Origin of the sequence: Adonisia turfae CCMR0081, assembly GCF_011009555.1 — a bacterium.
In the GTDB taxonomy this organism is placed as follows: Bacteria; Cyanobacteriota; Cyanobacteriia; order Phormidesmidales; family Phormidesmidaceae; genus Leptothoe; species Leptothoe turfae.
Genome location: NZ_QXHD01000004.1, coordinates 7,345,459 through 7,359,414, shown reverse-complemented (window position 1 = coordinate 7,359,414; position 13,956 = coordinate 7,345,459). Strand labels below are relative to the sequence as shown.

Below are 13,956 nucleotides of genomic sequence, written 5' to 3'. Positions count from 1 at the left end.
TACCAAAGCTATAGACTGTGCCCAAAGGTCTGCTTGGAACCCTATACTCATTTCCGGGGACCCACTCAGTTCCATCAGGGCCATACATCCGAGTCCAGCTATTTTCAGGATTCTGAATGTCGTCGTACGAAACACTCCTAACACCGTTTTTATCTGTTCTGTCCGTATAACAATAGTAAGTGAGCTGCATAAGAGGTAGAACGTCTGTTCCCTATAAATTCATCATTATTAGCCCAGATACTGACTGTATTTGTCTTTCTGTTAGGTAGATACATGATCAGGGTGTATTGCTTCATTGAATGTCTCCAGTGAGATTGTTACTTGTATGGCACCCCAGATATGACAAAGCCAGACTTTTGGAACTAGCAACTTTTGTGTTGCACAATGCATCAGCCAGTCGATAAATTACTGACCAGAAAGGTTTTCTGTTGAACGAATAGTTTTCTCCTCAAAGCGCTCTTTAGGTACAGAAACCGTTATGTAGGTATGAAGATGTTCGATATCGACATACCATGCTTGTTTTCGCTTAACCCAACGTTCTTGGATCAATTTGATAGGGGCACCTTTGTCAAAGATTGAAAACTTCTCGGTAGCTACATAGTCCATCCGTTTTAACCAATCACATTGGAACAAATACAGTTTTTATCGATAGAGCACCCTAGATATTACAAAGCCGTCACACTTCAGGGAATGACAGCTTACTGGGAAAGACCTTGACTTAACATTACCTAACTTGTAATAGATCAAACTTCATCTGACAGAGGGAGGTTATCTGACACTTAGAGATGTATCAGGTTGTGTTTGATTTTTTACACTCTTTTCTCCGTATTGATCTAATTGTTTTTCGTTTGCTAAATGCGCACTATCGAGAAAGGTTTGTATTGGTGTCTTGCCGTAGCAATATCGACCTGAATGGGGGCGTTCCCAATTGTAATACTCTATCCATTCATCCACATTATTTTGTAGTTCCTCAAGACCTTGATTAGGGCAAACGCATACTCGGAATGGGAATATCAAGGGGCATCCTCCTGAGCTCATGCCCTATGCCTGCCCCAGTTGAGAATTCAGTTACCCTGCTTGAGCATTGCAGAGCCCTTGAAGATCCCCGAGTTGAGTACCTGGTGGAGCATCGTCTGCTCGATATTATTGGCCTCACGATTTGTGCGGTGATTTGTGGGATGGATAGATAGTATTAGTGGATTGATTGTTGAGTAGTTGAGTAGTTTTCCATTTTTTCTGAATAGATAGGTGGCAGGATTAAGCCATTTTTAAGCCCATCGAAGATCTGGTATAGGCGAAAGCTAAAGAGCACAGCAACTGCAGCGATCGCAACCGACTGCCCAATCCATAGCCCCCGACTACCCAGCTCTAGCTGAAACCCTAGACCATAGCTCACCGATAGACCCACACCCCAAAAGCCCAGCACATTTAGCGCCATCGGTACTCGGGTATCTTGCAGCCCCTGTAGTGCACCGTACACAGCCTTTTGCAAACCATCCAACACCATCGTGATCGCCGCAATCGTCAGCAACGGCATTGCCAACGTCACAATGCCTGCATTCTCAGGGCTATTCACATCTAAATAGATGCTAATCAGCTGTTTGGGGAACAACAAAAATGCTAACGACCCAACGGTCATCGAAACCGTCGTCAGCCCCAGACTTACCCAGGTAGCCTGTTGCATACCTGCTAAATCTCGCTTGCCAAACCACTGCCCTATGCGAACTGTGGTGGCAAAAGAAATCCCTAGTGGCACCATAAATACCACCACAATGGTTTGCAGCACCACCTGATGAGCTGCCAGTGCATCGGTTCCCAAGCGACCCATTAACAACATAATGGTTAGAAAGAATCCTGACTCCAAGCCAGAAAAAATGCCAATAGGCACACCCACCCAAACTAGCTTTTTGAGTACTCGCAGTTTAGGCCAGTGTAAGGTATGGAGAATCTGATACTGTCGAACAGCAGGATGCAGACGCACATACAGTGCAAGAGCAATAAACATTCCCCACCAGGTGAGCATGGTGGCTAAGGCTAGACCTGACAATCCCATGGCGGGCAAGCCTAATTTTCCAAACCCCAATATATAGTTGGCAACAATGTTGAACAGGGTACCCACTACAATAGTGACCATAATAGGCTTAGCGTGGGACAAGGCAGACACTGTTGAGCGTAGAGCCGTAAACCCTGCCATGGGCAAAAAGCTCCACAGGATAATCTTGAGATAAGTGTCGGCCAGTTCAACAACAACTGGGTCTTGACCACTGCGAAGCATCCAAACACCCAAATGACCAGTGAACGCCATGGCTGGTATGGCCACCAGTAATGCCAACCATAGACCCTGACGAGATACCTGTTGAATTCTGCCTCTCTGTTCAGCCCCAAAGGCTTGGGCTACCAAAGGACTAACCCCCATCACCACACCGGTGAAGGCGGTCATAACCACAATGTAGATAATGGCGGCCAATCCCCCGGCTGCTAAGACATCTGGCCCCATGCGACCCATCATGATGGTGTCGGCAAAACCAGTAGCGGATTGTGCCACCTGGGCGCTGATTAGGGGAACGGCTAAGTTGAAAAACTCCTTTATTTCAGAACGCAGAGCATTCTGACGAATTGTTATGGGGAAGGTCATGGTAAAAAGCGTTTCAATAAAACCACTGTAAAGACTTCAGGCGGCTATCAATATCTATGGCTTGCAACGGTTCCATCAAAGCCATAGAACTCAGAGGTTAAATCGCCGCAGAATAGGCCTCATCTACTTTGAGGGTGGTACCTGAAATAAACTTGGCATCGTCTGAGAGCAAAAAGGCAACGGCTTTGGCCAGCTCTTGGTAGGTGGCAGGTCGGCCCCACATCAGGTCGTCTGGCACATTCCAGCCTTCTAGTTCGGCCATATCATCGGCCACAAAGAAGGGGGCAATGGAGTTGATGCGAATGCGATCGCACCGATACCGTTTGGCATACAGCTTGGTAAAGCCTTCCATCGCGGTCCGCAGGGTACCGCTAAAGGGGGTTCCCAATGATGGTTCGTGGGAGTCACAGGCAGAAATCGTCACCATGGCCCCACCCCCCTGCCGTCGCATGGGCTCTGTCACCAATCGAGCCAGACGAACAACGCTGAGAAATAACATTTCAAAATGATCAAGCCACATTTGATCTGAAATCTCCAGCAAATCAGGCCGAGGCGGATCACCAAAGCTCATAACTACCCCATCAATACGCCCCCACTGGTCCAATGTGCTTTTTACAAGGGTTTCCAAATCAGCTGCACTCGACAGAGAACCCTGGACCCCAATGCCCTGCAGAGATTCTGCCAGATCTAAAACAGACGCTGAACGGGCCAACAGAGAAACGTTGTACCCCTGGGCTGCCAACTCTTTGGCACAACCGGCACCAATGCCCCGGCTAGCCGCCGTCACAATTACGACTTTGTCCCCCATTGTTGTCAACCTCACTAACTGTTTTTGGCCTAACACAGCATTATTTCCACCTTAATCTGTGCTTTTCTAGAAGAGAAGTCCATAGGCAGGCATATCACCTGTGCCCACGGGGAATAAATGCTAAGTGTTTTTAACCAGCTGCCGGAGCTAATCGCCTTTGTTGAAAGTGTTGATGTGGGAAGCTTTAGTGCCGCTGCGCGTTCGTTAGGCACGACCCCTTCCGCCATTAGTAAGCGGGTGGCCAAGCTAGAAGATCGGTTAGGTATACGACTATTGCAGCGCACTACCCGATCACTAAGTCTGACCGCCGAGGGAACGACTTACTACGATCGGGTAGCACGACTGCTACAGGAACTGGAGGATGCTAACGACAGCGTTATCTCGGGCGGTCGTCCCCGAGGCAAACTAACGGTTAGTGCATCCCTCGATTTTGGGCAACGGTTTTTAATGCAGCGACTGCCTATCTTCTTGAAAGAATATCCAGAAATTCAGGTGAATTTGCAATTAACTGAGCGACTGGTGGATTTAGTGGCTGAGGGCATTGATGTGGCGATTCGACTGGGGGACCTGGAAGACTCTAGCCTCATCCGCAGACACCTGGGCTATGCGCAGTTTATTTTATGTGCGTCCCCCGGCTATTTACAAAAGTATGGCAACCCCGCCACACCAAAGGACCTGGTGCAACATAACTGCATGCGCTATCTCTTTAACGGGCAACCCCTTCCCTGGGAATTTCTCATTGATGGTGTTTGGCAAATAATTCCCGTCCGGAGTTCCTTTAATTCTGACAGTGGTGAATCTCTGAAAAATGCAGCATTAAGCGACCTTGGCATTGTCCGTATGCTGAGTTTCCATGTAAAAGAAGAGTTAAAAACCGGACAGTTAGTGTCGCTCTTTTTTGAACAGCTGCCACCGGGATTAGCAACCCAGGCTGTTTTCACCCACCGTCGTAATTTATCTCCTCGGGTGCAGGTATTTCTTGAGTTTTTGAGCACTCACTGTACTGTTTCTTAAAATCATTCACTGTGTTTTTAGGGCGATCGCACAGGTCGATACATAAAAATGAAGCACAGTGTGAATTACACGTGTAGTTCTTATCGGTAAAAGTGATTTATGATTTGAGACAATGACCTGAAGAAAAACTGGCTCCATGGGTCTGACAATCGCCAGATGGCGTTATGACAATCAGACGAGGATGGCTAAGAAATCTGTCTAGAGCTTATTCATACGTAAAGCGGTAACCTGTTCCCCTAATGGTCTCGATCAAATGACGACCCAGCTTTTTCCTTAGATAGCCCACATAGACATCAACAATATTGGAGCCCGGATCGTAGGTATAGCCCCAAACGTCATCCAGTAGTTTTTCTCGGCTCATAATTTGCCCTGGATTACGTACAAATGCTTCAGCCAGCAAAAATTCTCTACTAGAAAGCTGAACAGCATTCCCATTAACTCGCACTTCTCGGGTGCGTAAATTTAACTCTATCCCCTTAAAGCTCAGAAAAGTCAGGGGGCTACTGGGGCGACTTTGAGCAACATGCACATTATGTAGACGGGCTCGAACACGGGCGAGCAATTCCGCAAACTGGAATGGTTTGGTGATGTAATCATCTGCACCATGATTAAAACTGGTGACTTTATGATTGATGCCGTGATGAGAAGAAAGCACAATCACCGAGAGTGGTATTCCCTGTCTTCGTATCTCATCGAGCACAGTAATGCCATGCTTCATGGGCAGTTCCAGATCAAGAATCATGAGATCAAACGGTCTATTTAAGACGGCTTCGATCGCATCTTCGCCATTATGAACAACAGCTGTTTCATAGCCATTGGCCTGCAACCCCTTTTCCAAAAAGTGGGTAACTCCAGGAGCATCGTCCGCAACTAAAACACGTTTCATCATGATTACAACTAAAATTCAAAACTTGAGGCAAGTAGTCTAAAGCCTTAGAGATCACTTGATCAATCATGTCTAAATATTCTATCTCAAAATTTCATTGTACTAAACGGTTTAGTAAGGCGTACATCATCCACAGTCTTTTCCAATATCTGAGCCCGTCCATAGGCTTCATGGGTTAGGGTCTCTTGCTCTTGCCATAAGGTTTCGATCTGTTCTTTTTGAGCCTGGACTTCTTGGGTCAGGGCTTGGGCATCCTCCGGCGTCATCGGATGTTGACAACAGAAACATTTAGAGCTAAGTTTATGTTGTCGATGTCAACATTGATGTTATAGCCTTATTTTGGGGGTCGATTATGGATGGCCTTAATGGGCAAAGTTTATTCAACGCTGCGTCGATACTCTGATCATTCTCTTCATTTTGCGATCGCAATCATCACCAATTTGACCGTTGGAGGTCACCATGAAAACTACACGCAAAAACTACGACCTAATCTTGATTGGCTCTGGTATTGGTGCGTTAACCGTGGCTAGTTTAATGGCCCAGCTACGCAATAAGCGTGTGCTGATTCTAGAGCGCCATTTTGTCCCAGGTGGTTTTACCCACACGTTCCAGCGTAAAGGGTTTAGTTGGGATCCAGGTCTGCACTATGTTGGGCAAATGGAAGCAGGCTCTGAAGTTCGTAATTTGTTTGACCTGATTACGAACCAACAGGTGCAGTGGCAAAAGATGCCAGAGCCCTTTGAAAAATTTGTCTATCCCGAGTTCAGTTTCGACCTCTATGGTGACCCTAAGCAGTTTCAAGCTGATCTCACCAAGCGATTTCCAAAAGAATCCCAGGCAATTCGTCAGTACTTTAAGGATATTCCTAAAGCAGCTGCAGCATTGTTTCTCGATGCGGCCAAACACAACAGTGCTTTTCTGTTCAAAGTAGTCGGTGAAGTGGCAAAACTCTGGCATGGAACTAGTCTCAATCTGACAACTCAAGACTATCTAGATCAACACTTTCAAGATCCCCAACTGAAAGCATTGCTCGCCTCTCAATGGTTAGACTATGGTCTGTCACCAGCAGACAGTCCCTTTGCCCTCCATGCCACGATTGTTAACCACTATCTCAACGGAGGCTATTATCCTGTAGGCGGATCTGGCACCATTGCTAACAGCGTACAGCAGGTAGTTGAAGCTAAGGGTGGCAACGTATTGGTGAGCCGAGAAGTTACCGAAATTTTGCTTGACGGTGACAAGGCTGCTGGGGTGCGGGTGCGTAATTTGAAAGCAAAAGAAGAGACATTTGAAGACTATTATGCACCTACAGTCGTATCTAATGCTGGTGCCTATAACACCTACTTCAAGTTCATTCCAGACAACTATCCCATTCCATTTCGAGAATCTCTGCAACAATTTGTGGAAGCGCATCCACCAGCCACAAATGTGTCTGTATACATCGGTTTCAAAGATGATCCACGGCGGTTAGGTTTCAAGGGCGAAAACCATTGGATTTACGATACTTTTGACCATGGGGCTGTGGAACAACAAAAGGGGAGCTGGATTCATACGGGTCAGCCGCTTCAGGTATATCTGTCGTTTCCATCGCTGAAAAATTCCCATGCCAAAAAACACACAGCCGAATTGATCGCCTCTGCCGATTACGCTAGCTTTGCCGCCTGGCGCGATCAGCCTTGGTTACATCGAGATAACAATTACAATGCCCTCAAGCAACGTATCCAGAACGTTTTGCTAGACATGGTTGAACAACATTATCCAGGGTTCTCAGATCTCGTGGACTACTGCGAAGTATCCACACCTCTCACTAATGAACATTTCACAGATCATCCCCAAGGTGGAATATACGGATTACCCATGCACGCAGAACGATTTGCAGCCAAAAACCGAGGCTGGACCAAGATCAAAACACCGGTGCCAGGGCTATATATGACCGGCAGTGATGTTTGTATGATGGGTATTGCTGGCTCAATGATGGGAGCAGTTTTGACGACCAGTCACTTGCCTGATGGGATATCTATGGCTCAGGTATTTGCAAAGGCGGCCAAGGCCCAGGGGCATAAAGAGAATGGCCTTACAGAAACATCACACACAATGCGTTTAGGAACGTAGATCAAAAGTTCTACGATTCATAGTTCTGCAGGCTGGCAATTTAGATAATCCCCCTAATTATTCACGTTGTCCAAACCCTGTTAATGGATAAACCATATCCCAAAACAGCTCTTGCTCTCCCGCCTGCTGCAGAATGATTTGAGACCCCGTTGTCACCTTGCCAACAGCCTTACACGTTAACCCATGGGGCTGAAACAGTTTCTTGACCTGGGCAAGACGCTCAGGTAGCACAGTAAAAAGAAAACCAAAGCTAGGAAAACTCGTGAGCCATTTCTCCCAGGCAACGTTCGGTGGGTGCGGTACCAAATCCAGGTTCAAGGTAGCCCCCACCCCTGACGATTCAGCCAGCATTAGCAGGGTACCCACCAGACCGCCCATGCTGATATCCTTACCTGCGGTGCACAACTCAGCGCTCGCCAGCTCAGGGAGTAAGGCTATCTGTTGTCGCAGCATCGCAGGCTCAGCCGTTGTTGCAGCATTCCAAAACGGATAGGTCTCGTAGTAACTGCCCGCCATGTTTACCACCATGACCACATCATCGCCGGGTTGTGCATCAAAACTGGTGATTAGCCGCTGTGCGCGCCCCAATATGGCAACGGCAAGACCATCGTAGGGGCTATGGCAGTTGGTATGCCCGCCAACAATAGGCACATTATACGCACGGGCAGCCGCCTGCATTCCCTTCCACAAAGGAGTGCAGGCGGTGACAGATTGACTCCAAAGTGTATCCACTACGGCGATGGGTGTCCCTCCCATGGATGCAACATCCGAAATGTTGACCATAATGGCACACCAGCCCGCAAACCAAGGGTCTTGGGTGACTAGCTGGGGCCACAGACCTTCGGCAGCCAGCAGCAGATAACCATCGCCATCGGGGATGGCCGCACAGTCATCGCCTAAGCGAAGAGGTTCTCCGGCAGCCGTTTGCACATATTGCCCAATGGCTGTGGCAGCTGTTTGGATATCCCGTTTGTTGAGGATACTGACAGATTCCTGGAGGGAGTTAACCAGGGTAGATAGGCTGGGTTGATCGGGTTTAGGTGTAGTGGGTTGCATGGCCTTCATCCCCCGCCCCCTTCTCCCCAGGGAGAAGGCGGGTTAGGGATACTTAGGCATTTTCCCGAAAAAGCTATATCAACTGGAAGCCCGCCTTTTGTGGGTGGAAGTATCTGTGTTATCCCCATTAGGCATACTGGGGTTTCCCAAATTCTGGGGGGAACAAGCGTCAAGTCTAACACTCTACAACTCCCCCTTAAGCCACCTGCGCAAGAGGTAATTCTGGACGAGGCTGATCCGTAGCAGGATAATATTCCAAATCAGCTTCCATCAGATGGTGGGGGTGTCCCAGGATTTCAATTTCCTCCAGGCTATGCCAATGGAGGCGGGTGAAGAAACGCACGTTTTGCAGTTGAACGGTGGCGAGGAAGCGATCGCACCCCCAAGTATTCGCTGTTGTTACTGCCTTTTGAATCAATCCTTTACCAATGCGACCCACCCGCCGAAAGTCTGGATGCACACCTAAACGCCCACCATACCAAAGCCGAGGTTTCTCCTCATAGATACGCACCACACCGACAACCTGGTCAGGCTGGTCGGGCGTGTGGGCAATGGCCACAATGGGGTACGACGTATTGTCAATGGAATCGCGATCATGCCCCTGGAATAGACCTTGCTCTTCACAGAAAATCTGTTGCCGCAGGTTGAAATAGTTGGCAATATCTGGTTTAGAAAGGGCAAGTTGAAAACTATACGTACGTTTTTTCATGGCTTTGAAAAATTTGTATGAACATAATTCCAATGGTGAAATTATTTCTGAGAACCTCCTCCCCTGACGCTACGCTTTAGCGCATGCCCTTTGGGCTTTAGGGTAGGTGACGTAGGCGACGGGATCTCGACCGATAACGCCAGTTGTTGATACCCCCCTCCCTACTGGTTCTCCTTATTAAGGGGAATCAGGTACCGCCAAGCCTCTGACGTCGGTAGACCATTATTGGCCCATAAATTCTTTAACTCTCAAACAAAGACAACGCCGAACAAGCCCCACATTTAGCGCAGCCCGCCTTCATCTCACTGGATAACAGATTCGCCTGCTTCAGCATTCGCCCAATGCCCTGATACAGGTCATACATAAACTCACTGCTGGGAGGCTTATGGTCAGCCAATGGCGTGCCCCCAATGGGAACAAAGGGAACAACAAAGGGATAAACACCGATATCTATCAGCCGTTCGCTGACCTCCAGTAATGTCTCTTGGCTATCCCCCAGTCCAGCCAACAAATAGGTGCTGACCTGACCGCGACCAAAGACTTTGGTGGCTGCTTCAAACGCTTTGAAATAATAGGAAAGAGGTACTTTGGCTTTACCCGGCATAATCTTAGCGCGCACCTCGGGGTCTGCCGCTTCTAGGTGCATGCCTAAACTGTCGATGCCTGCTGCACGCATGCGATCAAACCAGATAAAATCATTGGGGGGCTCACACTGGGCTTGAATGGGAAGATTTACACGGGCACGAATCGCCTGGGCACATTCGGTTAGATAGGCCGCACCGCGATCGGTTGTGTTAGGGGTGCCTGTGGTCATAATCATGTTCTCCACTCCGTCCAAACGGACAGCGGCTTCAGCGACCTCAGCCAGTTGCGCGGGTGTTTTTTGAGCAATGGTGCGATCGGCGGCTAACGATTCACCAATGGCGCAAAACTGACAGGCTGTTTTCCGATTCTCATAGCGGATGCAGGTTTGGAGAACTGTTGTAGCCAGAACATTGCGACTGTGGAGCAGAGCAATCTTCCAATAGGGAATGCCGTCAACAGTTTGTAGATCATAAAACCGAGGCTGTTCTGGAAAATCTAACTCGGTGATCACCTGATCATCCTTAGTGAGAACAGACTTACCAGACTCACAATCCACACCATAGGGTGACTGGGCTGCACCATCCGTATACACCGGAACCATAAAGGTGGTTTCACCAATGGTGACTGCCTTATGGTCGGATGGACCCGCTCCTCCTTTACGGCCCGATGCACCAACGGTATCGGTAACCAAGTTGAGGCCCTTGGTCTGAAGCTCGGTAATCACCTGCTGTGAATTCATGGTGGAAGAAGTAAAAGGAGAATCTAAAGGATTGATAAATGGGGAAAAGGGAATGAGGAGAACTATGTGAAGAAGGGTGGCTTCCCGAGGGTACTCTTCTATTCAGGTGTTTCCTCTAGTGCGGGCAAAGAATCTGGCTCACCGGGGAGAAGTTCTTGAGTCATACTCCCTGGGGATACAACAGAATACGGAGTTTTATTAACGGTTAGCTGTAATAAATCAGGACGGGCGTAGTGGCCGACTGAGTCCATCATGCGCTTACGTTTGGTGATTAGGGAAAAGTCTAGATCTGCGATCGCAATCCCCTCTCCTTCCCGAATCGGTTCACACAACGGCACCCCTTCCGGACTAATAATGGTGGTATAGCAGCCACCCCGCAAAACTTTCTCCAACGCTTCACTGGGAGCAATCTCACTCACTTGATCAGGCGTTAACCACCCCGTAGCATTGACCACAAAACAGGCAGACTCCAGCGCATGGTGGCGAAGCGTTACCTCAGTCTGGTTTGCAAAAACCTCTCCTACCATGGAGCCAGGAAACTGAGCACAGTGAATCTGTTCATGGTTGGCCATTAAACTATATCGGGCCAGCGGGTTGTAATGTTCCCAACAAGCCAGGGCCCCGACCCGACCAACCGCCGTATCGCACACCTGTAAACCAGACCCATCCCCCTGCCCCCAAACCATGCGTTCATGGTAAGTAGGCGTGATTTTGCGTCGTTTAAGCAGACAGGTACCATCTGCATCAAAAATTAACTGAGTGTTGTAAAGAGACCCCTTATCCCGCTCATTTACCCCCAGCACAATGACCATCTCATGGTTACGAGCGGCACGGCTCACCGCCTCAGTGACCGGCCCAGGCACCTCAACAGCCTCTTCGTAAAGCTTCATATGCTCTTTGCCCATCAGCACGGGGGGCAGCACAAATGAAAAGTATGGATAGTAGGGGACAAACGTTTCCGGAAAGACAATTAGATTAGCCCCCTCACGGGCAGCGTCATCAATGGCCTTCAAGACTTTTCCCAATGTACCTTCACAGCTATGCAATACAGGTGAAATCTGTACCGCAGCTGCTCTTACGGCTCGAGAATAGTCCATAGATACTTTCTCCCCCACAGGATTTTCAACATCATTTTAGAGTGTTAGACAGTAGGTAATAGGTGTTAGACAAAACTGACACCCAATACCTACTACATAGTACCCGATAGCAGAAACTTGGCAGTTATTTCATCCGCCCATCGACTCATCCCCATTTGATAGTGGGCCAACTTACGCCACAGAGTACTAGTGCCTTTTTACATGGTCCAAGTATCGAGAACAAACGCCCCATCCTTACGGTGCATCAAGATAATGTCCAAGACATCCAAAGGATTAATGGGCGTAATGCCAGGGATTAAAGAAGGCTCACCATGGCCATATAGCGCCTGCAAGGCAAATCGGCAGGCATAGACTTTACCACCCTCTTCCATGACCTTCACCAGTTGATTATTCATGGCCAGGTGCCCAGGAAAAGCCTCATCTCCAATCTTGGGAAAACCGCGCTGCACCCCTAACGTAACACCAGGACCATAAAGCAGAACCGATGTTTCAAAGCCCTTACGGATCAGACGAGTTGCCTGCAATAAGTTAACTAAACCAATAGACCCTTCGAAGGCAACTGTGTGAAATGCGACCAGTGCTTTCTCTCCAGGTTCTGCTTGAACATCAGGAAATACCTTCTCTTCATAGTCAACAAAAAAATCACCGGCCTTATGAGCTGGAGTAGTTACTTCAGGCATCTGACGCTGCTCCCAATATGAATTTGTCAGCAGCTTAAAAGGTCTCAGTCACCATTCTCGTATCTGTTGTTACAAAGTCAGTAAGCCTGACAAATGAGACAGCTAAATCAATTTATTTCCATGAGAGATATTTCCAAAGGACAGTCTCCTGTTCAAAAGTGCAGGTCAAAGGATGTCGGTGTGAATTTTATGCGTCTTTAGACAGGGGATTTATCGTTAACGCCTGACCATAAGCCGAGATTTCAGGTTTTAGTATCTGTTGCTACAGGGGATTCCAGTGCTGATTTTTATGGTTGAACTGTAACCCATTGTCTTCAGGGACTGAATTTATGCGGGCACTCACTAGTTCACATTTTCCCGTTGCTATTGTTGGTGGAGGCCAAGCTGGTCTGTCTATTAGTTATTGTCTGAAGCAACACGGCATTGACCATATTATTTTTGAGAAGAACAGAATCGCTCACTCCTGGCGCTCGAAGCGATGGGATACATTTTGCCTAGTAACACCTAACTGGCAGTGTCTGTTACCTGGCTATCCATACCCTGGCAATGACCCGAATGGCTTTATGCAACGGGACGAAATTGTTCAATATATTGAAGATTATGCTAAATCTTTCAAGCCCCTGATTAAAGAGGGTGTCACTGTTTCGAAAATCAGTAAGCCGGAAAACGTATTTGAGATAGAGACCTCTATCGGTCACTACATTGCAGACCAAGTTGTGGTTGCCACGGGCGGTTATCACACGCCTAAAATGCCTAGGATGGCTGAGCGGCTGCCGTCGAGTGTGACCCAATTACATTCTTCTGAGTATAAGAATTCTGAGACTTTACCAGAGGGAGCTGTGTTAGTCGTCGGTACAGGCCAGTCAGGCTGCCAAATCGCAGAAGATTTACACCTGTCTGGCAGACAGGTGCATCTATGTGTTGGCGGTGCACCCCGTTCACCTCGAAGATATCGAGGTAAGGATGTGGTGGACTGGCTAGATCAGATGGGTTATTACGACATGTCCATTGACGAGCATCCCCAGAAAGAGTCTGTCCGCACCAAAACAAACCATTATGTAACAGGGCGAGGCGGCGGACGTGAGATTGATCTACGACAATTTGCCCTAGAAGGCATGAAACTCCACGGCAAACTCAAGCATATCCAAGGTGATTCCTTAGAATTTCAGGATGATCTCGGCCACAATCTCGATCAAGCAGATGCTGTGGCTGAAAGTATTAAGCAGACTATTGACAGCTATATCGAAAAGCATCGGCTTGATGCGCCCATTGATCCTCCTTATCAAGCCGTTTGGCAACCTCAAACGAGTCTTTTATCTTTGGATTTGGTAACAGCAAAAATCTCCACAGTTATTTGGTCTACTGGGTATCATACGAATTTTAGCTGGGTAGATATTCCTGTATTTGATGGCAAAGGGTACCCGGGTCATGAGCGTGGAGTTACGACTATCCAAGGTCTCTATTTCTTAGGATTGCCCTGGTTATACACCTGGGGGTCGGGGCGCTTTTCGGGCATTGCTCGTGATGCAACCTATTTGGCAGATTGCATCGCGTTGAAGAATAGAGTGTTACCCCGACATTTGAACAGCAATATCAATGAAGTTGCATTAGGTTCATAAATTAATCAGACATTCT

Annotated in this window: 14 protein-coding genes and 1 pseudogene; 4 read left to right on the top strand and 11 right to left on the bottom strand. The window is 47.9% G+C overall.

What is annotated here, in order from left to right:
- Window positions 1-405: 405 nt before the first annotated feature.
- Both DXZ20_RS35370 and DXZ20_RS35365 read right to left on the bottom strand, forming a co-directional pair.
- Window positions 406-606 (bottom strand): hypothetical protein, encoded by a 201-nt coding sequence (locus DXZ20_RS35370; protein ID WP_163671202.1) that lies wholly within the window; start codon window positions 604-606, stop codon window positions 406-408.
- Between the two features lie 162 nt (window positions 607-768).
- Window positions 769-975: pseudogene (locus DXZ20_RS35365) on the bottom strand (integrase core domain-containing protein); the annotation flags it as partial.
- A 68-nt stretch (window positions 976-1,043) separates the two neighbouring features.
- On the opposite strand from DXZ20_RS35365, the gene DXZ20_RS35360 reads away from it, so the two are divergent.
- Complete coding sequence (locus DXZ20_RS35360; RefSeq protein WP_163671203.1) at window positions 1,044-1,190, top strand: transposase family protein; 147 nt, start codon at window positions 1,044-1,046, stop codon at window positions 1,188-1,190.
- Window positions 1,191-1,192: 2 nt separating this feature from the next.
- On the opposite strand, the gene DXZ20_RS35355 is transcribed toward DXZ20_RS35360, so the two are convergent.
- Together DXZ20_RS35355 and DXZ20_RS35350 are read right to left on the bottom strand one after the other, a co-directional pair.
- Entirely contained in the window at window positions 1,193-2,635 is a 1,443-nt protein-coding gene (locus tag DXZ20_RS35355) for an MATE family efflux transporter (protein ID WP_250566036.1), read from the bottom strand.
- Between the two features lie 97 nt (window positions 2,636-2,732).
- Window positions 2,733-3,443: an SDR family oxidoreductase gene (locus DXZ20_RS35350; protein ID WP_163703166.1), complete on the bottom strand. Its 711-nt coding sequence runs from the start codon at window positions 3,441-3,443 to the stop codon at window positions 2,733-2,735.
- 117 nt (window positions 3,444-3,560) lie between these two features.
- Here DXZ20_RS35350 and DXZ20_RS35345 point away from each other — a divergent pair, with 117 nt between their 5' ends.
- Window positions 3,561-4,457: a LysR family transcriptional regulator gene (locus DXZ20_RS35345; RefSeq protein ID WP_163671205.1), complete on the top strand. Its 897-nt coding sequence runs from the start codon at window positions 3,561-3,563 to the stop codon at window positions 4,455-4,457.
- Between the two features lie 205 nt (window positions 4,458-4,662).
- On the opposite strand, the gene DXZ20_RS35340 is transcribed toward DXZ20_RS35345, so the two are convergent.
- Together DXZ20_RS35340 and DXZ20_RS35335 are read right to left on the bottom strand one after the other, a co-directional pair.
- Complete coding sequence (locus DXZ20_RS35340; RefSeq protein WP_163703714.1) at window positions 4,663-5,343, bottom strand: response regulator transcription factor; 681 nt, start codon at window positions 5,341-5,343, stop codon at window positions 4,663-4,665.
- An 86-nt stretch (window positions 5,344-5,429) separates the two neighbouring features.
- The gene (locus DXZ20_RS35335) at window positions 5,430-5,609 is read right to left on the bottom strand and encodes a hypothetical protein (RefSeq protein WP_163671206.1); all 180 of its coding nucleotides are present in this window, start codon (window positions 5,607-5,609) and stop codon (window positions 5,430-5,432) included.
- A 193-nt stretch (window positions 5,610-5,802) separates the two neighbouring features.
- Between DXZ20_RS35335 and DXZ20_RS35330 the strand changes: the two genes are divergently transcribed.
- A complete protein-coding gene (locus DXZ20_RS35330; protein WP_163703165.1) occupies window positions 5,803-7,455 on the top strand; it encodes a phytoene desaturase family protein in 1,653 nt (550 codons plus the stop codon).
- A gap of 57 nt (window positions 7,456-7,512) precedes the next feature.
- On the opposite strand, the gene DXZ20_RS35325 is transcribed toward DXZ20_RS35330, so the two are convergent.
- From DXZ20_RS35325 to DXZ20_RS35305, 5 genes are all read right to left on the bottom strand, one after another.
- The gene (locus DXZ20_RS35325) at window positions 7,513-8,511 is read right to left on the bottom strand and encodes a sll0787 family AIR synthase-like protein (protein WP_163703164.1); all 999 of its coding nucleotides are present in this window, start codon (window positions 8,509-8,511) and stop codon (window positions 7,513-7,515) included.
- Window positions 8,512-8,707: 196 nt separating this feature from the next.
- The gene (locus DXZ20_RS35320) at window positions 8,708-9,220 is read right to left on the bottom strand and encodes an MSMEG_0567/Sll0786 family nitrogen starvation N-acetyltransferase (protein ID WP_163703163.1); all 513 of its coding nucleotides are present in this window, start codon (window positions 9,218-9,220) and stop codon (window positions 8,708-8,710) included.
- A 241-nt stretch (window positions 9,221-9,461) separates the two neighbouring features.
- Entirely contained in the window at window positions 9,462-10,544 is a 1,083-nt protein-coding gene (locus DXZ20_RS35315) for an MSMEG_0568 family radical SAM protein (RefSeq protein ID WP_163671210.1), read from the bottom strand.
- A 98-nt stretch (window positions 10,545-10,642) separates the two neighbouring features.
- On the bottom strand, window positions 10,643-11,641 hold the full coding sequence (locus tag DXZ20_RS35310) for a Nit6803 family nitrilase (RefSeq protein WP_163703162.1): 999 nt from the start codon (window positions 11,639-11,641) through the stop codon (window positions 10,643-10,645).
- Between the two features lie 197 nt (window positions 11,642-11,838).
- On the bottom strand, window positions 11,839-12,321 hold the full coding sequence (locus DXZ20_RS35305) for an MSMEG_0572/Sll0783 family nitrogen starvation response protein (RefSeq protein ID WP_006519826.1): 483 nt from the start codon (window positions 12,319-12,321) through the stop codon (window positions 11,839-11,841).
- A 329-nt stretch (window positions 12,322-12,650) separates the two neighbouring features.
- Between DXZ20_RS35305 and DXZ20_RS35300 the strand changes: the two genes are divergently transcribed.
- Window positions 12,651-13,940, top strand: a complete 1,290-nt coding sequence (locus DXZ20_RS35300; protein ID WP_163703161.1) for an MSMEG_0569 family flavin-dependent oxidoreductase — start codon at window positions 12,651-12,653, stop codon at window positions 13,938-13,940.
- The last annotated feature ends 16 nt before the right edge of the window (window positions 13,941-13,956 follow it).

Coding starts and splice junctions, on each gene's coding strand:
- DXZ20_RS35370 (WP_163671202.1), bottom strand. CDS start 606: ATGGACTATGTAGCTACCGAGAAGTTTTCAATCTTTGACAAAGGTGCC.
- DXZ20_RS35360 (WP_163671203.1), top strand. CDS start 1,044: ATGCCTGCCCCAGTTGAGAATTCAGTTACCCTGCTTGAGCATTGCAGA.
- DXZ20_RS35355 (WP_250566036.1), bottom strand. CDS start 2,635: ATGACCTTCCCCATAACAATTCGTCAGAATGCTCTGCGTTCTGAAATA.
- DXZ20_RS35350 (WP_163703166.1), bottom strand. CDS start 3,443: ATGGGGGACAAAGTCGTAATTGTGACGGCGGCTAGCCGGGGCATTGGT.
- DXZ20_RS35345 (WP_163671205.1), top strand. CDS start 3,561: ATGCTAAGTGTTTTTAACCAGCTGCCGGAGCTAATCGCCTTTGTTGAA.
- DXZ20_RS35340 (WP_163703714.1), bottom strand. CDS start 5,343: ATGAAACGTGTTTTAGTTGCGGACGATGCTCCTGGAGTTACCCACTTT.
- DXZ20_RS35335 (WP_163671206.1), bottom strand. CDS start 5,609: ATGACGCCGGAGGATGCCCAAGCCCTGACCCAAGAAGTCCAGGCTCAA.
- DXZ20_RS35330 (WP_163703165.1), top strand. CDS start 5,803: ATGAAAACTACACGCAAAAACTACGACCTAATCTTGATTGGCTCTGGT.
- DXZ20_RS35325 (WP_163703164.1), bottom strand. CDS start 8,511: ATGCAACCCACTACACCTAAACCCGATCAACCCAGCCTATCTACCCTG.
- DXZ20_RS35320 (WP_163703163.1), bottom strand. CDS start 9,220: ATGAAAAAACGTACGTATAGTTTTCAACTTGCCCTTTCTAAACCAGAT.
- DXZ20_RS35315 (WP_163671210.1), bottom strand. CDS start 10,544: ATGAATTCACAGCAGGTGATTACCGAGCTTCAGACCAAGGGCCTCAAC.
- DXZ20_RS35310 (WP_163703162.1), bottom strand. CDS start 11,641: ATGGACTATTCTCGAGCCGTAAGAGCAGCTGCGGTACAGATTTCACCT.
- DXZ20_RS35305 (WP_006519826.1), bottom strand. CDS start 12,321: ATGCCTGAAGTAACTACTCCAGCTCATAAGGCCGGTGATTTTTTTGTT.
- DXZ20_RS35300 (WP_163703161.1), top strand. CDS start 12,651: ATGCGGGCACTCACTAGTTCACATTTTCCCGTTGCTATTGTTGGTGGA.